The following is a 25,227-nucleotide window of genomic DNA, read 5'->3' as shown; positions in this document are numbered from 1 at the left end:
TATCGGATTTATGACAAGCATTCCTCACTTTATTACTACTTTTTTCTCCTGAAGCAAAATATCCTGTTCATAATCAAGCACTGCATCATCAATGACAGCGATTGGGACAACCCCATTTGCTGCATCAGTATGTCCAAACATCCTGTTACTGGCCGCAACCATTTTTTGTCGAACTTTCATACGCTGCTTGCGTTCCTCTACCAATGATTGTCTTTCTTCTTTAATCAGATCTGCAAAATCATGAACGACCTTCCCCAAATGCAGTTGAGCGGAATCGACAAAATCAATACGTCGATCACGAAGCTGAAGATGAATGACATCACCTGATTTGAGTGAACCAATGCCGCCACCTTCATACGCTTCAGGGGTCATATGTCCGATAGCAGCACCATATGTGACTCCTGAATAGCGGCCGTCGCTAATGATTGTTGCGATTTTTTTCATAATACGGTTTGCATTGATGTGTTGCATTGGAGTAAACATTTCAGGCATCCCAAATGCTATTGGCCCCTGCCCCGAGATAATGACCGCAATTTTCAAACTGCCAGCTTCAACCATCCTGTCAAATAACTCGTCATAGGTTGCTTCTTTAAGAAGCGACCATTCCGGCTCATTGTTGTATTTAAGAGATTCTAGCAGTAGATTATGCTCGAAAAGCTTTTGCTCCTTAATTTTCCCAAGCAGATTTGAATCGAGCAGACTTTTATTTGCATCATCTTCATTTTCGTAATAAAGGACAAATGCCAGCTTATTATCGAATTGGTCAAGCTGTGGTGTCGGCATTCCGCTGATTTTCACAACGGCGCTTTCAAAGAAGTTACCTTTTAATACATCTACACCGCTGAATCCACGGCGTGGATTGGATAAAATAACTTGGTTTTCCTTAACGTTAACCGCTTTCAGGCTACTTGTAATTGCAAGCCGTTCTTTCCAAGTTTTTGCGGCTACAGTCGGCGCATCCTGATCCATTGGTACGCCATTTTCAATCAGTTCATAAAAAAGTGTTTCCATTCCCCTGCTTTTCCCGCTGCAACACTGCATTGCAAGTGAATATATGTCCCTTCCTTCTGTCAAACTGTAATCAAATAAGTCAGGAATTGGATGTAAATGGTGAATGCGGTCAAGGTCCCATAAACTGAATTTGTATCCCGCATAAAGCATGCCTGCGACAATATGCATCATTAAGTTAGTAGAACCACCCGAAGCGCTGTGAATACGGATTGCATTTTTTATGTTCGCAGCGACAATGTTGGCCACGCCGTAACGCTCATCGTTTATCATACCTGCAAAGCTATCAAGTACCGAGTTAATCTGGCGTTGTGTTGGTGGATCCGTTAATAGCTCAACAGCTGGATGAACGAGACCCATGCCTGCCACTAAATGACGTGAACTATTCCCCGTACCATTGAAGGCACATACACCTCCCTGCCCGTCACATGTTGCGACTGCAAGTCTCATTTCAAAATATTTATGCTGTTCCTTCGTCAATATTCCTCGTTCATAGGCCCGTTCAAACACGCCCTGAAATGCAGTATTCGATGAACATTGCAATATATATGCCATCGTATCTCGTAAATCAACGGCTACATCGGCTGCGCCTTTACTTTCAGCTTTTTTCGCAAGAGTTTCCAATTCCTCAATAACGTCTGCTGGAATCGAACCGCCTTCTAATACGTGAGCAGGTGCGAATGTTGCAAAAAAGGGTGCTTCACCACGGTTGCGGCGTACACGATCAACATGAGCGAGTGCACTCACTACACCAAGAGGCTGCTTATCACATCCTTGAATGACGAATGCACCATGATAACTGTGCGCTTCTAGCTGGTTGACAACCATTTGTGCAACCGCGTTTCGGCTCTGGAGAGAGTAACTCATTCCTTGATTGTTTTGCGCAGTGCCATCACACATTACAGGTGTCGAGAAATGAAACGGGACGCCGCCGTTTTGCCAGATGCGGATGGCTGCCCGTGCTGACGTTTGGTAATCCATTATATGGGCTGGGTGATCGGATGAACCACCGATAATTGCGATACGCGGGGCATTCCTCTCTAGCCGCATATAAATTTCTTCCAGCGTCCAATCCGGCTTGCCACCTTCATATGTGGAGCCAAGCGTCAGCTTTGAGCGGTCCAACAGCCCCGCAACCGTAATAGGTTCATTTGCTTTTCCCTGTACATTATCGCGGTAAGGGTTTACTTCATTATCAATGAGCGGATATAGCTGTGTCATTTAAGCACTCCTTTTCTGATTCCTAATCGATTCTGCCATTCTATAAAAATATATGAAGAATGGTCGGAGTTTTCTAATCTAGTATCAATTTTTCTGGTTTTGACAAAATCTCTATATTGTCATTTTTTAAAGCTTCTTCGATCATGCTTTCAGAAATCCAAATTTCACCGATTTCAAGTGTATTTTTTATTCTTACGACCCTTACTTTATTTAAATCGAAGGCATTGCACGTTTTGATGGCAGCTTTAACAGCCAATTCCTGAGTATTTAAAAACATCGGCAGCTTTACTACATCTGTCACTGTGCTCGTTAGTGCATTGGCATACCCTTTTTCCCATTCGATTTCATCCATGACGGCTTTCGTCGTCATATCAGCCATGCCGATGCCGTTTGCATTCCCGTGAGTTTTTTCAGTAAGCCCCAGAACAACGGTCCGTTTAACATCTGGCCCCCCGGTTGCATATGGGGTGGCGAAGTTGCCCGTTATGTTCGGATCCATCCCATCCCCAGAAATGTCTTTTCCGAGTTCATTTACAATAAGCACATCCATCGAATCGAAATGTATTTTTGGCATCAATGATTTTGCTTCATGCAATAGTCCCGGCTCTACTTCTTCCAGATCCTCTGCTGGAACAACGACGATTTTCGCTGGTTTATCATAGGCATTTTCAATGGTTGCAAGGCCGAATATGATAGGAGCTTTTTTTAAGGAAATTTTCGCCATTCCAGGCACATGTTCTGCCATATATTTAAAGCTGTATGCGTGTGCAGCTTCGGCTCCCTTTTGCTTGCCTAAACCGATTGTAATCATTTTCATTAGTCCGCTCTCAACCGGCCCACGAAATGCAGTATGCGGTTTTATCCGATTAATGACTATGATTTTATCAGATTCATATGCTAGCTTATCAATATATACAGGGAGCCCATTTGGCAATTCACCCAGTTTCACAACTTCCATCGATGACAATATTGGTGCTCCAACCGATTCATTTGTAATACCTAGTTGCAGCAGCACATCAATTTGCCCTTCCGCTGTAGCACCCCCATGACTTCCCATTGCAGGTACGATAAATGGATCGCCACCAGCCTCCATGACCGCAGCTACCGTTTCTCTTACTAGTATAGGAAGGTCCGCCACCCCTCTGCTTCCTACTGCAATCGCCACCCTGTCACCATTCGTTATTCTTGATAAGACACCTGCAGCTTTTATCGCTTTCTTCACCTCACCAGCTACATCAACTAGTTGAGGTGTACGAAATTTCTGCCTCACTTTGACCATTTTTGGTAATGGGATTTCACGTAAAAGTTCAGAGATAATATCCATTTTCATTCCTCCAAACTGTCTCTGGATTATTGACCACGTACTTTTTCAACTTCTTTCAACATTTCCTCTACCAGATCCGGACCGAATTTTTGAGCATATTTTTCCGTTACTGGTTGAATGGCTTCCTTCATTTTTTCAATTTCAGCCGGCTCGACTTCATTGATTTTCATTCCTTCTTCTTTTAGATATTTAAGTGCCTTTTCATTTTCCTTTTGATTGATTTCCCGTTGGTATTTCCCTGCCTCTTTTGCAGCCTCACTCATGATTTTTTGCTCTTGCTCAGATAAGTCATCCCAGAACTTTTTACTTACAAGGAATACAAATGGTGTATAAACATGATTAGTTAGACTTAAGTAGTCTTGCACTTCATTATATTTTTGCGTTTGAATGGTTGCGAGTGGGTTCTCTTGACCATCAACAGTACCTGTTTCCAACGCAGTAAATACTTCAGAGAAAGCCATCGGCGATGGATTAGCACCCAATTTAGAAAATGCATCTAAATGCACTTCATTTTGCATGGTACGAATTTTAAGGCCTTTGAAATCCTCAACCGTTTTAACAGGGTGTTTACTGCTGGTTATGTTTCGGAAACCATTTTCCCAATATCCTAGACCTACTAAATCATGTTCCGGTAATTTATCCAAAAGTTTTTTGCCTACTGCACCATCAAGTACGGTATAAGCTTCTTCTTCATTATGAAAGACAAACGGAAAGTCATAAATTCCAAATTCCTTAATCATTCCCACAAGTGGAGAGGTTGAAGGAACAGTTACTTCCTGTAAACCACCTTGAAGTGCTTCTGTCATTTTCTGATCATCCCCGAGGGTGGCATCAAAAAAGTTTTGGACCTTCATTTTCCCCCCGCTTTTTTCTTCAACCAGTTCTTTAAATTTCTCCATTCCTTGCCCTTGTGGATGCATTTTACTATTCCCGATTCCTGCTTTGATTGTTCGTTTTTGAATACCGTCAGCTGAAGCGCTTTCATTTTGGTTTCCGCAGGCACTTAATAGCAATACGGCTGGCAGTAAAACCCCCACCGCCAAACGCTTGAACATATTATTCATTATCATTTTCCTCCTATTAATTAAAATGAATATCAGCATACAAACCGAATTACTAGTTTAATTCCGTTAGGAGGTAAACCATCCTAGTGGAACCAGCACTAAGGAAGGGAACAGAATCAACAAGATCAATACAATCACTTCAACAAGCAAGAAAGGCCAAATTCCCTTCATGATTTCTTCCATACTAATTTTACTTATGCCACACATGACATTTAAGACGGTTCCGACCGGTGGGGTAAGTAAACCGATTGCATTATTCAGGATGAACAGGACACCAAAGTATACTGGATCAATTCCTGCAGCATTCACCAGTGGCATCAAGACAGGTGTAAGAATAAGGATTGTCGGCGTCATATCCATTGCAGTTCCAACTACGATAACCAGTAAGTTAATCATTATTAATAGAAGGAATGGGTGATCCATAAATGGTTCCAGCAATCCAATTACCTGACCAGGTAAATCAGCTACAGTAATCAGCCACGATGACACAAGTGCTGCGGCGACCAGAAACATGACCACACTTGTCATTTTTCCAGCATGAACAAAGACATCGTACAAATCTGTCACTTTCATTTCGCGATAGATTACTAGACCGACAAATATTGCATACACGGCAGCTACTACCGCAGCTTCAGTCGGTGTAAATAATCCGAATTTCAATCCCCCAATGATAATGACCGGCAGAAACAGAGCCCATATACCTTGTCGGAATGAAGTAAGAATTTCGTTTGCTGAAGCGCGAGGATTAACGGCGACTTTATCTTTTCGTGCAACAATGGACCAGGTAACCGTGAGTCCTACTGCAAGTAAAATACCTGGTACGATACCTGCCATGAACAGCTTTGTTATGGACACACCACTCGCGACCCCAAAAATGATAAAGCCAATACTTGGCGGAATGATCGGGGCAATGATACCACCTGATGCAATCAAGCCACTTGACCGGTTCACATCATAACCAGACTTCACCATCATTGGAATTAATATCGCCCCAAGAGCGGCCGTATCGGCAACGGCAGATCCGGATAAGCTTGCAAACAACACACTCGCAATGATTGCTACATAGCCAAGGCCTCCCTTGATATGGCCAACCATCTTCATTGCCATCTCGACGATGCGCCGTGATAATCCGCCCCGATTCATCGCCTCTCCTGCAAGCATAAAAAACGGTATCGCCATTAGAGGAAAGTTATCCGCACCACTGATCAGGTTTTGTGCGATGATCTGACTATCAAAAATACCAAGAAAGTACATAAGCACTACGCTGCTCACAAGTAAGGCAAAGGCAATAGGTATTCCAAGTCCCATGGCTCCCAGTAAAGATCCGACAAATACACCTATCATCCCTGTTTCTCCTCCTTACCTATCCTAATATCCGAAGCAAAGTCATCAGAATGGAGAGAAATTAACTCTTCTGACTCACTTATCATTACTAATTCTTCGTCTTTAATTTTATTGAAGAAAATTCGATATAAATTGAAAATGATCATACTGCCCATTGACACACTTACAAGAATACCTGTCCCATATACAAGTGCCAGTGGCATTCCAGTAGCTGGTGCTGTACTATCAATGTTTATCAACGTCATTTTCCAGCTACCATCCAGGATAAGAATGAGAACGAATAACATCAACAAATCACTAATAACAAGGACGACTTTTTTCATCTTATTTGGGAGCCGTCTGATGACCATGTCAACACCTAAGTGTTCTTTATTTTTGAAAGCTCCGATGGCGCCGAGAAAAGTCAACCAAATGAAGAGATACCTTGACATTTCTTCTGACCAAGTAATCCCTGAATTAAAGAAGTAACGAAGAACTACATTACCAAACACGAGAACGACCATTATTGCTAACGCAGCAGCCATAATAATATTCAATGTATTTTCTAAGATTCTGGATATTTTATTCACCTACATCTCCTCCTTCCAATCTAAAGCACCTGCTTTATTGTGCTTTTATTTTTCCAACGAGATCCTCTGCCCAGTCATTTTCCTCAAAGACTTCATCATAAACTGGTTGAGACGCTTTTATCATTTTTTGTGTAAATTCTTCGTCAGGCGTTGTGAACTTTATTCCATTTTTCTCGAGGTATTTCTTGTCATCTTCATAACCTTTTTCCATTAAATCAAACTCATATGCAGCAGACTCTTTTGCTGCTTTTTGAATGATTTTTTGTTGCTCCTTTGTTAGACCGTTAAAGAATTTGCTATTTATAATGTAAATATTCGGACTGAACATATGCTTGGATTCCAGTACATCACTTTGAACTTCATACCATCCCGAGGACCTCAGCGTAGCAATGGGATTATCTTGAGCATCAACTACCTTTTGTTCAAGTGCAGTAAAAACCTCTGAAATAGGTAATGGGTTAACGTTCGTTCCTAATGATTCGCCTAATTTTATGTAATTCGGGATGTTTGGCATTCTGAGTCTAAGTCCATCAAAGTCTTTCAAACTATTAATTGGACGATTGCTAGAAAACATCCTAAATCCATTTGCACTCCATGCGAGCGGGGTTACTCCATGTTTCGGATCAAGCTCTTTTGTCAATTCCTCTCCGATTGGTCCATTCAATACCTTCTTTACATGGTCGTAATCCCTAAAAAGGAAGGGCCATTCCGGGACGCCCATTTTCGGAATGTCCGACTGCATAATTAATCCTGGAACACCCATTTCTATGGTTCCGTTCCTGACCCCGTCATAAAATTCTTTTTCAGCACCTAATGTACTGTTTGCATAAATCCGGACCTCTAGTTCACCATTACTTTCCTTTTCAACCATTTTTTTAAATTTTTCTTTTAATGCAATGTTCTGAGGATGATTTTCAGCAAAATAATTTGCCACTTTAATCGTTTTCTTTTCAACACCAGATCCGCTAGTTTTTTCTCCCTCACCTCCACCACAGCCTGCTAAAAGTAATGTCATTGCAAGAGTGAAGCCTGTGGCGAATACAAAAAGCTTCCTTTTTTTCAATTAAATCCCTCCTTATTTGTAAGCGCTATCATTACTAACTGATATTAAGAACTTTTCCTTACTCTTTGTTTAAGCAAAAGGTAAATTGTTTTATAATATAAAACTCCGTTTTCGTTTTATTCGGAGTAAGGAAAACACTTTTCCGCTCATTATATTTACTGTTGTTTCATGATTTATTAAGCGATTACATTCCTAATTAGAAAAATAAAGATTTAAATTGTTCTATAATATAAAACTCGGTTTTATATTTGATTTCTTACGTTGATTATAAGCTTCCATTTTTACTAATGTCAAACCATTTTTTTGAATTTTATTACAATTTAAAACATACTCTTTTTTTCACAAATCAATTGCTGAATCATCTACTTTTTTTCAGCTCCTCCTTACCTGTCAGATATTTTGGAATCTGAAGAGGAAAGGTAAAATTAGTTTTTTTACTATACTACGATACTTAAAGGATAGAAAATTCACAAATCAAAAAGGGACCCTTAAAGTACATTATCCTACACACTTTTACTGAGGTTTTAATCGTGAATGTTGTTTTACCTAATCTGACTATAAGGATTTGCTTTACTTCCATTTGGATAGGGCGACATAATGGACTAATGATTAGTGCACATCGATAGTTTTTTTTAAAAGCCATTAATCTTCCTGTAAAAAGATAGACCTTTCGAAAGAAAACAAGATGTATTTATAGTTACATATTGTTTTTCGGGATATCAAATAAAATCTGCATTTTTGACTTTCCGCTTCAATTGCGGGAAAAACGCTTGTTTCATTTTTCCTTGTCAATAAGTATAAATTGGGAATCTGCCTTTAATATATAAAAGTACAGTGGAATGCCTTTACCTCCAAAGGCTGAAATGATGACTGGAACTATAATGGTTGTTGGAGGAAAAAAATTGGCCTCCATACACGAGACACAATTAAACAGACGATAAAAAATTTTTAAATCACTTTTGTATTCGGATTCAAGAAATATTCACTATTATGGAGCAAGTGTCACAACCAACCGAACAACAAGCAAAATCCATGGAGGACATCCCCTTTTCAGCCTCTACATGGTAAAGCTATCAAATGACCCAGAAACAACTATTTACGCGTGGATATCTTGATCCACTATTCTATTACTATATTAAAAAGGGAATTTGCCATTAAAGCAAAATCCCTTTTTAAATATTTTTACTTAGTTAATTTTAATTTCAAATCACCTTCATAAGGTATATGTTCGACCGTTATCGTTATTTCTTTTCCATCTTTATCTTTACCGATTCTTTTATAAGTGAATTTATTTTCATTAAGCTCTGTAAGTTCAAGAACTGCACCATACTTATTCTCCCCTTGTGAAACATGGGCTCTTATCTTATTTCCATGAACAATATCGTAATAGCCGTAATCACCGCGGCTTTCACCAGTTTTAGCATCAAAAAATTCATACTTATTCGTTTTATCATCATATTTTGCTAGCCCTAGATAATTCGAGTTATAGCTTGATACGTCATTTCCATTTTCATCCAACGCCACTGTTCCTTGCCATGGGGTGCTAGATAGAATTTTGTCTCCATCAACGTCTGTATCTACTTCTCCTGTGAAAGATTCCAAGGTTTTATCTGGATCAGTAAATGAAAGTTCTGTTTCATTATAAGGAATATGTTCAACAAACACCTCTACGTCGTTACCCTTTGCATCTTTCCCCATTCTTTTATAGGTAAACATATCCTTATTTAGTTTCGTTATTTCAACAACGGCTTGGTAACCCATTGATTCTGAAATTAACACTCGAATCTTATCATTAGTGATAAAAAAAGTTCCTTTATCACCACGACTTTTTTTTGTATTTTGATCAAAAAATTCATATCTAGATGTTTCTTCGTCATATTTTGCAAGACCAATAAAGTTTGCATTCTCCTTTGTTACGTCATTATTATTCTTATCATAAACTTTTGTACCTTGCCAATTCGTGCTACTAAGAATTTCAGTCATTTCCTGTCCTGCAGTTAACTTATTTTCTTTTTTATTCTCTTTAGCAGTTTGTTCATGCTTCTGTGCACTAGGATTGTCTTGTGCGTTTGTGTTACATCCTGTTATGACCAATGTTAACCCGAGTAAAATAGATGATGAGACTTTAGCTTTTTTATTCATTTTGTCTGCTCCTCATTGTATAGTGTGGTTGTAGATATTCAGTCCTGCAATTTTTTTATATGATCTATTCTCTGATTATTTTGCTCCTGCTGTTAGTAAAATTTGTTCCATTTCTTTAAATTCTTTTTCGCGTGCATGTTGTAAAGGGCTCGCATTATTATTATCAGGAATGTTGACATCTGCCCCATGATCTATTAGCAATTGCACTGTTTGCTGCTGTTTTCCATCACCATCATTCAAAATGATAGCTTCCAGCAAAGCTGTCCAACCGAGATCATTAACATGATTTACATCAATATCAGTATTCGTAACAAGTTCTTTAATAACATCAACATATCCATGTTCCGAAGCAGGGATTAAAGCTGTTCCTCCGTACCGATTGGTTATTGACGGGTCGGCACCTGCTTCAATCGTAAGTTTTAGAATATCTACATAACCTTCTGCACCGGCATACAAGAAGGGGTTATTTTTCATGTCATCTTGAATGTTGACATCTGCACCCGCTTCAATTAGGATTTTTGCCGACTTTACATCATTGTTATAAGTCGCTATCATAGTGGCGGTTCGGCCTTTTGAGTCCTGTGTATTAATATCCACACCTTGCTCAATCAATCTGCTTATCGTTTCCGTTTCTTTACTTTCTACAGCTTGAATCAGTTGTTCATTCATACCCTTTCCTGCCTTCTTTTCTTGTATTTTTAGTTCTCTTTCGTTATCTAAGACACAGCCTTGAAGGATGAAAAGGCATCCAATGACAATTGTTAGCCGTATCCACATGAACACACCTTCCTTTCCATGCATCATTAGTGCCGATACCTCGTGTACATCTACAGCACCAAAAAGATTTTTAGTTATTATAACGTGTCAATAAAATGGCTTGTTCAAAAAGGTTTTTGAGGTTCCCATGCGGATTTTTTACTCCCTTTTAATTTTTAGTCAAGCTTTGTTATTCCGTCTTCATTATGTTAGTACTTAACCTTAAACTCCATCTAAACAATTTCTTAAAAAAAGATTAACTTATTCATAAAATTTCTTAATGTTTAGAAAAAAAAATCCCGCCACCTTTGTGACGGGACATAAAAAACGCTATTTAACTATTGAACGATACCCTGCCTTCCAAACGGTTTCCAAAAACTTCGGATGTGGAGGATCTCTTTCAATATTTTCAGGTAATTTCCTGTAAGGGACGATGTCTGTTAAAGCTGCTCTTTGCTTCCGCCTTCCATGTAAAGTGAGCTTAATGGAAAATTTACAGGTAACTACTTAGTTTGAACCAAGACAATTTCTTCAATAATCGGAATCTCCCTTTTTAATAAAGGTAAGAGTGTGTCCTCGATCATATTGTCAATCTCACAAATCGTTATGGCAGCACCATTGATTTTGGAACGTTCATTTGCCATACGGGCTATGTTAAAGCCTTTTTGATAAAGAATATCCGATAATTCAGCAATAACCCCTTTTCGGTCAGAATGGCGGATCACAAGTGTTGGCCGTTCTCCTGAAAATTTAAATGGATACTCATCGAATTCCTGAACCTCCACTTTACCACCGCCTAAAGAGCTGGCCAAAACCTTTACAGTACGTGTAACCCCTGTCAATTCGACGAGAACGGTATTCGGATGATAGCTTCCAAGCACCCGTTTCGTGAATTCATATTGTAAGCCATTTTCTTCAGCAATTTTTTTTGCATCTGGAATGCCATCATCCATTGTAGATAACCCAAGAACACCTGCTAATAGAGCTAGGTCTGTTCCATGGCCTTGATAGGTTTCGGCAAAAGAACCCATCAGCGAGAATTTTACATATTGTGGATTTTCATTTAATAGCTGGCGGGCAATATTCCCGATTCTTACAGCCCCAGCTGTATGCGAACTCGAAGGGCCAACCATTACAGGACCGATGATCTCATACGCACTTTGATATTTTGCTGGTCCACAACCACTAGTTTTTCCGCTAAGAATCTGCTCTTTTAATTTTTGCCCTGTTGGAGTTCCGGCAAGACCTCCTATCCCGGTTTCTCTCAACGATTCAGGCATTTGCTGTCCAACTTCATGCATCACATGGATCACTTCATCTGGTGGGATTACGCTGGCTATTCCAGCTAAAGCCATATCTGCAGCAGCTTGGGCTGTAATAGCATGTAAACCGTTGCGGATGATGCACGGGATTTCCACCAGGCCAGCAACCGGGTCACAAACTAACCCCAGTGAATTTTTCAAAGCAATTCCGACGGCATTTCCAACCTGCATTGGTGTTCCACCGGCAAGCTCTACTAGTGTGCCGGCAGCCATTGCAGTCGCTGAACCGATTTCAGCTTGGCACCCGCCGGCTGCGCCTGATATCGAAGCTTTATTTGCAACTACCAGGCCGAGGGCTGAGGCAGTGAATAGGGACTGTACAATCTGCTCTCTAGTATATTTCCCGGTGTCAAAGGCGTGAACGAGGACAGCTGGCAAGATTCCCGCGGACCCAGCTGTTGGTGTCGCTACTATCCGCCCCATTGCTGCATTAACTTCTGATACCGCGAGCGCATTTGCTGCAGCATTTAGTGTACTAGGATTCACGAAGGAATTCCCGTTTTGGGCATACTGATAAAGACGGTTTCCATCTCCTCCCGTCAAACCAGTACGTGACATAACTGGACTCATTGTTCCTCTGCGGACAGCCTCCTCCATTACAGTAAATTGTTCCGACATTTTTTCGATAATCGTCTCCCTGGAATAACCTTTCTGATGTACCTCCGTTTTGATCATCAATTCCGAAATAGTTGTTTTATCTTGCTCTGCTAGTTCAATTAACTCTTTTAAATTTGTAAAAGACATATAATCACTCCTGTAAAGAAGAAGGCTCCCACGCTGAAAGCATAAGAACCGTCCCCTTTTAACTTTATTTACTCTTGTCCAAAATATTCTGCAACAACTGCTGCCATTGCTTTTGCCGCGATGATCAGGCTGTCCTCATTAATGACGAATTTAGGATGATGGTGAGGAAAAGCAGGACCATCATCCGGCTTTGCTCCAACATAAAACATACTACCAGGAACTTTTTGCAAATAGTATGCAAAATCCTCTGACCCAGACATTGGCGATGTTTCTACCAACGATTTGATTTCGGGAATTCCAGCCTTTTTGATCCCATTTACAACCAGTTCAGTCATGGCATTATCATTCACTAAAACAGGATAATCATGTGAGTATATTAAGTCATAGGTAATGTCAAATTCCTGGGCAAGCCCCGCTAAAATACGCTTGAATTCTTTTTCCACAGTAGCACGAACTTCACTAGACATGGTTCTGACATCCCCTTCAAGTTCCACGCTGTCCTTTATAACATTAAAAGATCCCTTTCCATCAAACGAGCCAATCGTTACTGTCGCCATATCAAAAGGATTAATCCGGCGACTGATAATCGTCTGGGCTGCCACAACAAAATGGCTTGCGGCGACAATACTGTCGTTGCTTGTGTGCGGCATCGAACCATGTCCGCCTTTTCCTTGGATTTTCACTTTGAAATATGAACGTCCGGCCTGCATTTCTCCAGCACGATAAGAGACTTCCCCGGTCACTGATGGGGACATTAGGTGAATACCGAAAATACTATCCACACCTTCTAAACATCCATCGTCAATCATAGCAACTGCTCCACCAGGAGGCGTTTCTTCCGCAGGCTGATGCAAAATAACAACGTTTCCTCTTAATTGGTCTTTTAGTTCGATTAACGCTTCGGCTAAAATCATTAAATAGGCAGTGTGACCATCATGACCGCATGCATGCATAACACCTGGATTACTCGATTTAAATGGTACATCTGCCTCTTCCATAATTGGCAGCCCATCAAAATCTGCACGCAAGGCAACCGTTTTACCTGTGAGTCCACCTTCGATTGTCACAACCACTCCATATCCGCCTACATTTGTCCGTATTATTACATTTTTATCTTTATAAAAATCAGCAATGTATTGAGCTGTCTTTTCTTCTTTAAAAGATAATTCAGGATGTTGATGGAGATATCTGCGAATTTCTATCATTCTTTCTTTTTTCTCTTCAAGTTTTTGGAATAGTTGATCTAACATCATTTTCCCTCCTATTATTTTTCTGTTTTAACGGTAAGTGCCACTAGACCGCATATCACTATGGCTATTGCCAAGGTGATAAATACGATTGAAAACGATCCACCAGCAATCGTAATTAAAGCACCGAATGCCATTGGAGCAATAAAACCACCAAGCGTTCCACCCGTATTGACAATCCCAATTGATGACCCAATTACTTTCTCAGGCAATATCTTGTGCGGCCAAGAGAAAATCCCCACAAAGATCGTGGTCAGTAAAAATGTAAGCACATATAGGAAAGCAATGGAAAGGGCCAATGAATCTGAAAATACTAAACCAAGAAACAACAAGGAAGAAAGGACTGAACAGCCCATAAGCAGGACTTTTTCTTTATTGGCAAAATATTTCGTCAATAATACACCTGCAAATATGGAGGCTAGTGTTCCTCCGATAGCGTTCACTGCAAGGATGACCCCAACCGTACTGATGGAAAGTGAAAATTTTGTTTTTAAGAAAGTTGGCAGCCATGACATATTTCCATAAAAAGCCACATTCGCAAGCAGCATAGCAACGAATAATACGATTACATTACGATTAGAAATCACCGATTTAAAACTAACTTGCTTCTTTTCAGTCTTCGTTTTGGCAGTTGGGATGGTATTAGGTACCAAAAATGCAACCAAAAAGAACGAGATGGCAAAGAATGTCCCCAGAGCATAGTAGGCATAGTGCCAATTTAAGTCAATCAGCCTTGCCCCAATCACAAAAGCCAAAATTCCGCCAATTCCACTCGTTGACAAAATGAGCGATTGAACAAAAGTTCGTCTTTCTTTCGGAAAATTTTCGGCGATTCCTTTTGAACAGCTTGGAGGGTAGCCTGCATGGCCAATACCAGCCAAGAAACGAATCAAAATGAACATCAATAAACTTCCAGCAAGGCCAAATGCGAATGAAAATATTGTAATAAGCGAAAGCGAAAGCATGAGTACCTTTTTGTATCCAATCTTATCCGCGAGCCATCCCCCAGGTATCTGCATTAACGAATAGCCCAGGAAAAATAAACTCATTATCAAACCGGTTTGACTTGTTGTTAGATGGAATTGTTCTGCAATCGGGATAATGGCAGTAGAAATCATGTTTTTGTCCATGTAAATCATGGAATAACCAGCCATTAAAGCTGTAGTCAACAAAACTCCACCGGTATTTTTCTCCTTTGATACCGAAATTTTTGCTTCGCTTTGCTTCTTAATCGTTCCTTGAGAAACAGACATAAAAGGCTACCTCCGAAATATTATTTATGTAATCGCTTTCTTGACCTAATTATAAATTTTTTAAGTATTGAAAACATTCCATTCATTGTCGAAAACATACCCTACTTTTGCCCTTTTTCATTACTTGGCTTAACCAAACAACAAAAAAAGACCATTAAGTTTTAACCTAATGGCCTAATTTCGAAGAGATGAATGGCATTTAACGTTAATGTAGATTGTAAAAAGAGCTCCGAGTCAATGTTCTCCTCATAGATTTGTAAATCTGGATAGGCTCGTTGCTTGAGAAACGTAATGATTTCTTGATCATAGAGGTACTGCTGATTGAGATTGAGCCAGTCAAAGTAAAAAGCACCGTTATTTCTATCGAGAATGTATTTGCGAATTTGATATGTGCCAGAAGGCAGCCCTGAAATCATGATTTGCTTTTCCTTTGTCAAGGAGCGCAAAAAGAAACTTTCGACAGAATAAGTAGGATTAACATAGGAATTGTTATAAATGGCTAATTGGTACCCTTGTTTCCCCTTCGTCAGCACAAAGTCCTCACCTTCGGCTAAAATCTGCAGGCCAATTTTTGCAATTAATTGTAAGTTAAAAAACGCCGGACGCTTTATTTGATAATAATAAAGCAGGGCAATTCCATTCATTGCAATATTTTCATTATCCATATTATTTTTTTCCAATGAATGGGTATCAACCCAAAATCCCAAACCGGAAATCTCTTTTATAACATCCAGCATGTCTTTAAAAATGAGGGCTGAACGAAAAAAAGATCCACTTAAATTTACTGTATTACCGTAAAGTGTATTCCAATTTGTCAGGTAAATGGGTGTGCCAGCCAACCCCGCTGACGAAAGCTTTGCTTTTAATTCGATACACGATTTTTTTATATAATCTTTTACTCCCTTAAAGGAACTGTTATCCATATCGGTAAAGTCAACTTGTTCATTAGGATTGCAGCTAAAGCAAACCAGGTCAAATTGATCCGACATTTGCTTTAAAAATTCAGTAACAGGGACTGATAATCCATTTTCTAAGGAAAATGGCAGATGAACCCCGACTTTTGCGGTGGAAGCCCTTTTTTTCACAGTTTGAAAATATTCTTGATAAAAGGTGCGGGATGTTTCTTTCCACTCAGAGAAAACCAATTCAAAATGCCACTTTCCTACAAAGTTATCGCCAAAAAAATTGACAGCATGCTTTAAAAATTCATCTAACATCTTTAAATAATCAGGGACGCTTTCGACTTCCTTTTCAATCTCCACGCTAATGAATGGAACTAAACCCAGCCTTCGAAACTCGTTAAATAACGCATCAATCTTATAATACGGCCCTCCTATTTGCAAAAGTGGGTCCACTGTCGTAAAAGTGGGCGAAAATAGGTTCGTGAAATAGGCATATTCAAAATCGAGATGCTCCTGGATAAGCTTTAATTCTGCTTGGACTTCTTCATTTAAGGCATAGTCCAGCTGTCCAATCACTAGTAATCGCTGCGGTTTATCCCGTACAAGAACAGGCTCTTGCGGCAGGTTGATTTTTACCGCCGACCCCCCCGGTTCTTTCACCGAATCACTTCGGTCCTTTGACGAAATATACTTGCTCAATTCAATTAAAAATTGTGGCGATTTCACCAATGTATATTGATCGCTTATTTTATTTACTTCCTGTAAATCTAAAGGTTCTTTTTTATGTAGACCACGATATTCGGCAGGTGTTTGATTGTACATTTCCTTAAAAGCTTTGTTAAAGGCTTTCACATTTGGAAAACCATTATTTAACGATACTTTCATAATGTTATGATCCGTATATAACAGCTCATGTACAGCTGACTTTAACCGGATTTGTTTTACATATTGTGAAAAACTTACACCTACTGCCTGCTTAAAATAACGGGACAAATAGTATAAGGATAGATATTGCCGCTTGGCTATCTCTTCAAATGACATCGGTTTGCGATAATTTTTTTCAATAAAAGTAAGGATGTCCCTAATTCTTTCATCCTTCATTTCAATAAATCGATTCTGCCCGAGATGTGTGGTTTTAAAATTTCTAATCAGGAGTGTTACTAACTTGTAAATCAAGCTGTTGATTTCAAGTTCGCTCCCATCCTGTTTTTGGTAATATGCAATCAAAATTTCAGCCAGGAGTTGACGGATTTGATCAATAAGAAGGTATAACCCATTATCCACTTTGGTTGAATGGCAGTCGAAATAACACATATGAATATCCTGATAATGCTGCTCGATGGAACGAAGGGGAATTTGCAACAATAAGACTACATTGTCCTCATGACCCTTAACGGTATGAACATCATTCGCATTAATAAGCAAAAGATCATTTTCCGCCAATGTGTAGGAATCTTGATTGACCATAACCTCAATTTCTCCTCGGATAACGAAAAGGATTTCAATTCCTAAATGGATATGCTGTGAGTGATGGCGAATATTTTGCAAACTGATTTGATAAGAATCTTCGATTACTGGTTCAGACATGAACATTCACCTTTTTTACTGGGATTTTACCACTGCCCATCAAACTTTAGCAAATCGTTATTAAACGCTATTATTATGTAATATCATGGTAAGTGTGTTTTATTATGTAACGAGATTCCAATTGGACTTATTCTTTGGAAATACAAAGATCTTTGTCCCTATAAGTTCTCCAACAGCTAGCGAAAAAATAAATAACTTTCAATTTTAAGTAAGTTTCAAGCCCCAGGTTTACTAATGCGGCAATGGAAGACATCTCAACAGAGAACGTTCACGATCTTTATTGTTTACGTTTGCTATCTCTTTTTAATTTCTTTACCTTCTAAACCCTTTCAAGTCCACCTAATAAACGGATAAGCAGATGTTTCGATATAATTGTTGTTTGATTCTTTTCGAATGGTCGTGGTTACGTCACGGTCACGGATTTAGGCTGCCAATTTTATTAGTAGGAAAAAGCCGCAGTAACCTCCCTTATTGAATTAAAGATGTTACAACAATGGGGATGGAGCTGTAAACATTTACAAATAATAGCACCTTTTTAGATAACATATGTTGTGAATTTTTCATAACCAGTGTTTTGGATATTGCCTTTTTTGAAATAAATTATTATAAATCATTGATATAAAAACTAATAAAAAGGTTCCTATTACAATCGAAATCAGGAATCCCCTCCCAGCTTGAGAATTGATAGAAACAATGGCACTTGCTGCTGCTGGAGGATGAACAGTTTTTGTAAAAGTCATGATAATTAGTACAATAGCCAATACCAGACCGATTATGAATAGGCTTTTACCAAAGATGCTCCAAATGATAAGTGCTGAAGTAGTGGAGATTATATATCCTCCAATAACATTACGAGGTTGAGACAAGAGACTTTTATGGCACAAAAAACAATGACACAGCTCGCCCCAAGAGGTGCTAATGCCATAGGATATCCTATATAGACAGCTATAAAACTAATTATAATAATAGCTATGAGCCCACCTATAGCTGAAACAAAGGAATCTACATAATCAATCCTGTCTTTTTCTCTAGCTTCTCCCTTCATTTTCTGTAAATGCGCTGTTAAATCTATGTTTTTTTGATTACTCCAATTTTTTTCAAAACTTTTTTCAAAATCCATAATTATGTTATCCTCATGGTTTCTAAGTAAGTCGACAGGGAATTTTATATATGGTTATCTTACAGGAAAACAATGAATATTTAAATATATATATCTGAATTTTCTTTTTTTTGAAATGAGGATTTTACACTCCTTCATCCTGAATTTTCCCATAAAACAGATAACCATCTCCCCTTATGTCTGTGAACCTATCAATTTCCTTTGCGAGTATCCATTATAAATCGTTGTGTGGCGAGACCTTAAATAATAGGAAACGATGGAAAGCTCGGATTTGCTTAGCGTATGTTATTCGGTCAAAAAAAGCACCATTGCAATAATGCGATCCTTCCCTTTCAATTCACCATTTAATTCTACGTTTCTCATCAAAATCGTTTGAAAAATTCGTAATAATTTGCTTTACTTGATCTGTATTTGTAAATCAAGTTTGCACATAATATAAACCTTTTGATGCGCAAAAAGTATTTAATTTTAATACCTAAAACAAGCATAACCCCGTTTTAAATTTAGGACGGGGTTAAAGTATTGTTGTTTAAATTTCGATATAAGATATTTCACTGTACTTAAAAATATATCAATAAAGTCGTTTAAAAGTCTAAGTTTTATTCAACAATAGCGCCCTATTCTGGAATAACTAAAATAAAGACTATGTCCTCAAATAACTGCATAATCGGAGATTAATCAACCCGTAAGTTCAAGTTCTAAATCATTAAATGATACATCAATGCCAACGACTGCTGAATCAACATAGTTGGAATATTAATATCAAATATCCATGGTTATTAATCAAGCATCTCAAAGACTAAGTAATCGTGCTCATTATGCAACTGGGTAATTTCCCCAAGAGGAATGTCAACAATTTCAACCATTATGGTAAATATATATTATAATTGAATGAATAATTAAAACGGAAAATCAATAATATTAAATAACAAATTAATATTATTGATTTTTTAATTTCAAAAATTAATTTTACTATTTATATTTTTAATTACTTGTTATATAATCGAGTCAACTAAAAGGGAGGAATTGCATTCCATTATGGCTTATAAAGTAATCACAGAGTGTCCTGTCTGCAGTAAAACATTGAAAATTACAAAGTTGCAGTGCTCTCATTGTCACACTACGATTGAAAATGAGTTTGAATTATCTAAGCTGGCATCCTTATCAAAGGATCAGCTTCATTTTGTGGAAGTATTTTTAACATGCAGGGGGAATATCAAAGAAGTTGAAAAGGAGCTGGGCATTTCGTATCCCACTGTTCGAGGCAAGCTAACAGACATCATTTCATCTCTTGGATATGTGCAGAAGAAAAAAAATGAAGTAAACGAGAAAAAAATTGTCACCATGTTGGAAAATGGCGAAATCACACCAGAAGAAGCCATTAAGCTCTTAAAAGAGGAATAGGGAGGAATTTATCATGAAAGAGGAAATTACAAGAGTGTTAACAATGGTTCAAGAAGGGAAGATTGATGCAGATAAGGGATCAGAACTGATTCAAATATTAAAAGAGAAAGAAGAAACAGGTAATAAGCTTCTTGAAAAACCTACTAAATATTTAGATAAAACATTAAAAGTTCGTGTTGTATCAGCCGAAAATGATAACGTCACGGTCAATTTGCCTATAAAACTTGTCAAGGCAGTATTAGTGGCTGGACATAGCATCGCAGCGAGTATTCCTCAATCGGAAAAATACGTTAAAGATATAGACATAAGCCTTATTATTGAAGCAATCGAAAACGAATTAGATGGCCAAATTGTTGATATTAAATCAGCAAACGGAGATACCGTTTCGGTCATCATTGATTAGTGATTTGCTTATGATGCATGTAAAAGTGAAAGCGAAAGGCGTTCGGTTTACCATCCCAATTCCGTATGCTATTTTAAACATTGTTATTTCAATTTTGTCTTCAAAATTCATTCAGCAAAATGCAAACAAATGGACAAAAGAGCACTTCGAAAGAAAAAAACTGGACTTTACCATTCCACTAATAGACAAAAAAACGCTTAAGCCTATCGTCAAGGAACTGAAAATTTATAAGGGGATCGTGCTAGTAGATGTCAAAGCTAAGGACGGTACTGAGGTTAAGGTTAGACTATAATTTATTATAGTCTACACCGACCACTGACTGGCATTTTGAAGAAAAAGCCTAATTTCTCGCTTACTCTACCGAGAAAATTGTAAAAAGACAATAAAGTTATTTAATTTTAAAAGCTCAAACAAGCATAACCCCGTTCTAAATTTAGGACGGGATTAAAAATATAGTTGTTTAATTTTTGATGTAAGATACTTCACTATACTAAAAAAATCTAACAATACGTTAAAAAAATTTTACCAGTATTTCATTTTCCTTGGGAGTAGGTTTTTCCAATTCTTTCAGTTGTAGAACCTCGGGGGGACCGTACTTTGTGTACACGATTGCTTTCATTAATCCTCCTCAATTCGTCACGTAATAACTACGAATCTTCTATTATCCTTAAACAAACCTGCTCCGTCAGTAAATTAAGAATAAACAATTCTGGCCATCGCAATGAAAGTGTCCGCCATTTTTAATAGGAATGAAGTTAACAAGTATTCTAGAATGTTTTGTTTTGCAATTTCATTGCATAGTTCCGGATCCTATCCAAGAAAAGATCAACTTTTGAATAATCGCTTTAAACGTCTTACAATAGCTTACTCGCCTTCATTTGACTTCATGCCTCTAATAAGAACCTCAGCCACTTCAGGACGCGTAAACTCAAGGGGAGGGATAAGACCACTCCGGAGCATTTCCCTGACTTTGGTCCCGCTTAATATAAACCTATCTTCATCTTTATGAGGGCATGTTTTCATGGAAGCCATGTTCAAACATTTTTTGCAGTAAAAGCTATGTTCAAAGAACAGTGGTTTTATGACTATTTTCAGCGGATCAAACTGGCTAAAGATTTCTTGGGCATCATATGTGCCATAATAATCGCCTACACCCGCATGATCTCGGCCGACAATAAAATGGGTGCACCCATAATTCTTTCGTACAATTGCATGAAATACAGCTTCCCTTGGTCCTGCATAGCGCATTGCCGCTGGGTATATCGCCAGTAAGACCCTATCCAACGGGTAGTAGGCTTTTAGTAAGGCTTGATAGCTTTCCATCCGAACATCCGCGGGTATATCATCTTTTTTCGTTTCACCGACAAGAGGATGCAATAATAGTCCATCAACGGTTTCCAATGCTGTTTTTTGCAAGTATTCATGAGCCCGATGTACAGGGTTCCTTGTTTGAAATCCGACAACAGTATTCCACCCTAAATCCGTGAACTTCTTTCTCGTTTCGGAAGGCGTCATATGAAATTCATCGAATGGCCCATGTGATGACCTATTTATTAAATATATTGGGCCAGCAACATATATATCCCCTTGTTCAAACAGCTTTTTAACCCCAGGATGATTGGAATCGACTGTTTTATATACGAGTTCGGCTTCCACCCGTTTATCGTATTCAAAAGTCTCCTCAACCTGTATGATACCAATAAGTTCCCCTTCCTCACTGTATAAAGCTACTTCTTCCCCAATGTTCAGCCGACTTGCCTCTTCCTTCGTGACAGGAAGAGTGATCGGTATTGTCCATGGCAAGCCATTTGCCAGATGCATATCTTTGATGACGCTTCGGTAGTCCTCTTTACCCATGAATCCTACAAGCGGACTGAACCCTCCGTTTGAAATCATTTCCAGATCGGAAACATTCCATTTCAAGATGGTCAGGGACGATAAGCTTTTACACTTTTCCAAATATTCTTCACGGTCATTTCCTGATAATTCACGTTGAATCAGTTTCCCGCCATGTGGATCGATACTGGTTCTTTGAACCTTCATTCATAACCCCTCATTCATTAGATATGGTTTGTTTTATATTCTCCTTTTCAAATTCGGATATGTGCATGTCAAAGGCCATTATCCTTTAAATAGTTCATAACCTGCTGCACACATTCCTCAATGGTATATTGACTGGTTTCTATAAGTATCTCCGGATTTTCCGGTTCTTCATAAGGAGCGGAAACGCCTGTGAAGTGGGTGATTTCCCCTATTCTAGCTTTCTTGTACAATCCTTTTGGATCTCGTTTTTCGCAGGCTTCAATGGGACACTTTACATAAATCTCAATAAATTCATCCTTTTGTACCTTTTTCCTGACATTCTCCCTGTCACTGGCATAAGGCGAGATGAAAGTGGCCAATACGACAATTCCGCCATCAACAAAAATCTTGGAGACTTCCCCAATTCTCCTTATATTCTCTTTACGGTCATCCGAGCTGAAACCAAGGTCTTCATTTAAGCCATTGCGTAAATTATCTCCATCTAAAATATATGTTGAAATTCCCATATCATGAAGTCTACTCTCAACCATATTCGCAATTGTAGACTTACCTGACCCAGATAAGCCTGTAAACCAAAGAATATAGCTTTTATGTCCATGCAGAGCTTGCCTAAGTTCTTTTGTAATAGAAAATGAATGTTGATGAATATTCTCTTGCTGACTCACACTATCTCCCCTTTATTCGCTTTTGTTGTTACGGATGACAAAGATTAAAGAAACAGCCCACCCGATCAATATCAGCATATAAATGATAGGGGCCCAAAAATCTTGAATGGTCGATGTGATAATCAACGTTCTAGCATTCGTCAATATGATAAAACCCCCTACAAGGACACCCAATAAATATGATGGCAATTTCGTAACGATCCAAGCCGCAATGGGAGCAGCGATAATTCCACCCACCATCAGGGAGATTACCCAAAACCAGTTTACCTCCTGCCAACCTAACGCAAGGAGAAACCCTAAGGTTGCGGAAATGGCTATAGCAAACTCACTTGTATCAACTGTCCCAACCACTTTTCTGACAGGAACACCTTTTTGTGATAATAGGACTGGAGTTGTGATGGGTCCCCATCCTCCCCCGCCCGTTGCATCTGAGAAACCCGCTATTAATCCCAATATTATTGATTTCTTTCTTGAAAGATTAATTGATTTCTTTTCCCTTTTCGTCTTAGTCGTCATTAAAAAGCGAAAAAGGACATACACCCCAAGGATCAGCAAAAATAGTGAAATATATGGCTTTATTAAATCACCCGGTAAATTACTTAAAAAACACGCTCCTGCAAATGCACCAATAGATCCAGGGATGATTAATTTGAAAAGTGCTTGGCGATCGACATTCCCGAACTTTATATGAGAAATACCAGATGCCGCCGTTGTCACAACTTCTGCCAGATGAACGGATGCAGATGCCACTGCTGGGGCGATTCCGAATGTCAGCAGCATCGATGTTGATGTTACCCCATATGCCATACCTAATGAACCATCGATCAGTTGAGCCAGAAATCCGATAAACGCGAATATAATGAGCTTTCTCATTTTCTCCTCCTAGCTTGTTCTTTTTGTAAGACAATTGATGCTCGTCCGACGTCGGTTATCAAAATGTCCTAACAAATGCTTTTTCAAATTGGTTGGTGACAATCCCCTATAGATCTGGTAATTGTATGATTTCTATAAGATATGCAAAGAACGCTTTGGATGTTATAGACTCATTTATGGAGTTGGAAAATTCAACGGTCCACTTCCTAGGCCTGATGAAGAAAAACAACCCTTCAGTCAACTAAAAAAGGGCCCTGTTAAATAACAAGGACCCTCACTTCCATCAAATCATCTACTGTTTCTTAAGTTCATTTACCAATAATTGTTTCATTTTGGCATGATGTCGATTAACCACAAGCCTATTTTCGATTTTGACACTTCCTTCATGCCTTATAGAGCCCATTTGTGTATGAATTCTATAAAGTAATAGAGGTTGAGGCACAAAGTATAATTTGAAATTTTGCAGGACTCGCAGCCATAAATCATAATCGTGTGTGTACAGAAGCTTTTCATCAAAAACTCCGATGAGATCAAATACTTTCCGCTGAATCATGACCGAACAGCCATTAATTATATTTCCTCTGATCATTGCTTTAATAAGTTCAAGTTGATTAGGTGGGTCGATCCCTATAATCGGAGTAATGATTTCTCCATTTTCATCCATGCAATAATAGCTAGTATAACTAAATTGGGCATTATTCCTTTTCATTACGTCCAACTGGACTTCCGTTTTTTCAGCGTAAAAGATATCATCCGAACTAAGCCAACATAAATAGTCACCTCTTGCATGTTCAATACCGGTATTCAAGGCACTTGCCGTTCCCCCATTTTCCTTTTTGATGTACAAAATTTTATCTAGATACGGTTCGATTTTTTCTGAATATAATGTAGAGCCGTCATCGACTACGATAATTTCAATATTCTTGTAGGTTTGGTTGATTAAACTTTCCAATGCTTTATCAATGTATGGACAATTATAGAATGGAACAACAATTGATACTTTTGACATATTTGAACCGCCCTTTCAAGTATTTACGCTTTCCTTCCATGCACTTCTTGTCTATCAATGCGTATAAATAGTGATGATTCATTTTCATTCTTTATATTTACGGCACACTCTATAAGATATGTTCTATTCCCATTTGGGTCATTCCCCAAATTGGCTATAAATCC

19 protein-coding genes and 2 pseudogenes are annotated in these 25,227 nt (G+C 38.6%); 3 read left to right on the top strand and 18 right to left on the bottom strand.

From position 1 onward, the window contains the following. Window positions 1-24 precede the first annotated feature (24 nt). From ACQKMH_RS08510 to ACQKMH_RS08450, 13 genes and pseudogenes are all read right to left on the bottom strand, one after another. Window positions 25-2,229 carry a dihydroxy-acid dehydratase gene (locus tag ACQKMH_RS08510; RefSeq protein WP_427586948.1) on the bottom strand — a complete coding sequence of 735 codons (2,205 nt, stop codon included), beginning with the start codon at window positions 2,227-2,229 and terminating at the stop codon, window positions 25-27. A gap of 73 nt (window positions 2,230-2,302) precedes the next feature. Further along, complete coding sequence (locus ACQKMH_RS08505; RefSeq protein ID WP_427586947.1) at window positions 2,303-3,553, bottom strand: lactate racemase domain-containing protein; 1,251 nt, start codon at window positions 3,551-3,553, stop codon at window positions 2,303-2,305. A 26-nt stretch (window positions 3,554-3,579) separates the two neighbouring features. Then, window positions 3,580-4,623: a TRAP transporter substrate-binding protein gene (locus tag ACQKMH_RS08500; RefSeq protein ID WP_427586946.1), complete on the bottom strand. Its 1,044-nt coding sequence runs from the start codon at window positions 4,621-4,623 to the stop codon at window positions 3,580-3,582. 60 nt (window positions 4,624-4,683) lie between these two features. Next, entirely contained in the window at window positions 4,684-5,961 is a 1,278-nt protein-coding gene (locus ACQKMH_RS08495; protein ID WP_427586945.1) for a TRAP transporter large permease subunit, read from the bottom strand. Beyond that, window positions 5,958-6,530, bottom strand: a complete 573-nt coding sequence (locus ACQKMH_RS08490; protein WP_427586944.1) for a TRAP transporter small permease — start codon at window positions 6,528-6,530, stop codon at window positions 5,958-5,960. The genes ACQKMH_RS08495 and ACQKMH_RS08490 overlap by 4 nt, the downstream gene beginning before the upstream one ends. Window positions 6,531-6,564: 34 nt before the next feature. Then, window positions 6,565-7,593: a TRAP transporter substrate-binding protein gene (locus ACQKMH_RS08485; protein WP_427586943.1), complete on the bottom strand. Its 1,029-nt coding sequence runs from the start codon at window positions 7,591-7,593 to the stop codon at window positions 6,565-6,567. Window positions 7,594-8,775: 1,182 nt separating this feature from the next. Beyond that, a complete protein-coding gene (locus ACQKMH_RS08480) occupies window positions 8,776-9,735 on the bottom strand; it encodes a DUF4822 domain-containing protein (RefSeq protein WP_427586942.1) in 960 nt (319 codons plus the stop codon). Window positions 9,736-9,810: 75 nt separating this feature from the next. Then, window positions 9,811-10,512, bottom strand: coding sequence for an ankyrin repeat domain-containing protein (locus ACQKMH_RS08475; RefSeq protein WP_427586941.1), 702 nt, complete (start codon window positions 10,510-10,512; stop codon window positions 9,811-9,813). A gap of 482 nt (window positions 10,513-10,994) precedes the next feature. After that, on the bottom strand, window positions 10,995-12,557 hold the full coding sequence (gene sdaAA, locus ACQKMH_RS08470; protein ID WP_427586940.1) for an L-serine ammonia-lyase, iron-sulfur-dependent, subunit alpha: 1,563 nt from the start codon (window positions 12,555-12,557) through the stop codon (window positions 10,995-10,997). 68 nt (window positions 12,558-12,625) lie between these two features. Further along, a complete protein-coding gene (locus ACQKMH_RS08465) occupies window positions 12,626-13,807 on the bottom strand; it encodes an amidohydrolase (protein ID WP_427587548.1) in 1,182 nt (393 codons plus the stop codon). Between the two features lie 14 nt (window positions 13,808-13,821). After that, window positions 13,822-15,057: an MFS transporter gene (locus ACQKMH_RS08460; protein WP_427586939.1), complete on the bottom strand. Its 1,236-nt coding sequence runs from the start codon at window positions 15,055-15,057 to the stop codon at window positions 13,822-13,824. 161 nt (window positions 15,058-15,218) lie between these two features. Further along, window positions 15,219-17,546, bottom strand: a complete 2,328-nt coding sequence (locus ACQKMH_RS08455) for a helix-turn-helix domain-containing protein (RefSeq protein ID WP_427586938.1) — start codon at window positions 17,544-17,546, stop codon at window positions 15,219-15,221. 560 nt (window positions 17,547-18,106) lie between these two features. Beyond that, window positions 18,107-18,591: pseudogene (locus ACQKMH_RS08450) on the bottom strand (HPP family protein). A gap of 1,113 nt (window positions 18,592-19,704) precedes the next feature. On the opposite strand from ACQKMH_RS08450, the gene ACQKMH_RS08445 reads away from it, so the two are divergent. The 3 genes from ACQKMH_RS08445 to ACQKMH_RS08435 are packed head-to-tail and all read left to right on the top strand — an operon-like array spanning window position 19,705 to window position 20,765. Continuing rightward, window positions 19,705-20,070 carry a DUF2089 domain-containing protein gene (locus ACQKMH_RS08445; protein WP_427586937.1) on the top strand — a complete coding sequence of 122 codons (366 nt, stop codon included), beginning with the start codon at window positions 19,705-19,707 and terminating at the stop codon, window positions 20,068-20,070. Between the two features lie 13 nt (window positions 20,071-20,083). Then, entirely contained in the window at window positions 20,084-20,473 is a 390-nt protein-coding gene (locus tag ACQKMH_RS08440) for an SHOCT-like domain-containing protein (protein WP_063236560.1), read from the top strand. Window positions 20,474-20,483: 10 nt separating this feature from the next. Then, window positions 20,484-20,765 (top strand): hypothetical protein, encoded by a 282-nt coding sequence (locus tag ACQKMH_RS08435; protein ID WP_427586936.1) that lies wholly within the window; start codon window positions 20,484-20,486, stop codon window positions 20,763-20,765. A 228-nt stretch (window positions 20,766-20,993) separates the two neighbouring features. Here the strand turns inward: ACQKMH_RS08435 and ACQKMH_RS08430 are convergent. The 5 genes and pseudogenes from ACQKMH_RS08430 to ACQKMH_RS08410 all read right to left on the bottom strand — a co-directional run. Continuing rightward, window positions 20,994-21,092 (bottom strand): annotated as a pseudogene (locus ACQKMH_RS08430) (NAD(P)-dependent alcohol dehydrogenase); the annotation flags it as partial. 245 nt (window positions 21,093-21,337) lie between these two features. Beyond that, window positions 21,338-22,516, bottom strand: a complete 1,179-nt coding sequence (gene sat, locus ACQKMH_RS08425; RefSeq protein WP_427586934.1) for a sulfate adenylyltransferase — start codon at window positions 22,514-22,516, stop codon at window positions 21,338-21,340. A gap of 68 nt (window positions 22,517-22,584) precedes the next feature. After that, window positions 22,585-23,181 carry an adenylyl-sulfate kinase gene (gene cysC, locus ACQKMH_RS08420; protein WP_427586933.1) on the bottom strand — a complete coding sequence of 199 codons (597 nt, stop codon included), beginning with the start codon at window positions 23,179-23,181 and terminating at the stop codon, window positions 22,585-22,587. Between the two features lie 12 nt (window positions 23,182-23,193). Continuing rightward, window positions 23,194-24,054, bottom strand: a complete 861-nt coding sequence (locus tag ACQKMH_RS08415; protein WP_427586932.1) for a sulfite exporter TauE/SafE family protein — start codon at window positions 24,052-24,054, stop codon at window positions 23,194-23,196. 292 nt (window positions 24,055-24,346) lie between these two features. Next, window positions 24,347-25,063 carry a glycosyltransferase family 2 protein gene (locus ACQKMH_RS08410; RefSeq protein ID WP_427586931.1) on the bottom strand — a complete coding sequence of 239 codons (717 nt, stop codon included), beginning with the start codon at window positions 25,061-25,063 and terminating at the stop codon, window positions 24,347-24,349. Between the last annotated feature and the right edge of the window lie 164 nt (window positions 25,064-25,227).

Source organism: Peribacillus sp. NPDC097895, from assembly GCF_050277555.1.
In the GTDB taxonomy this organism is placed as follows: domain Bacteria; phylum Bacillota; class Bacilli; order Bacillales; family DSM-1321; genus Peribacillus.
This window is presented reverse-complemented; position numbering and strand designations above follow the sequence as displayed.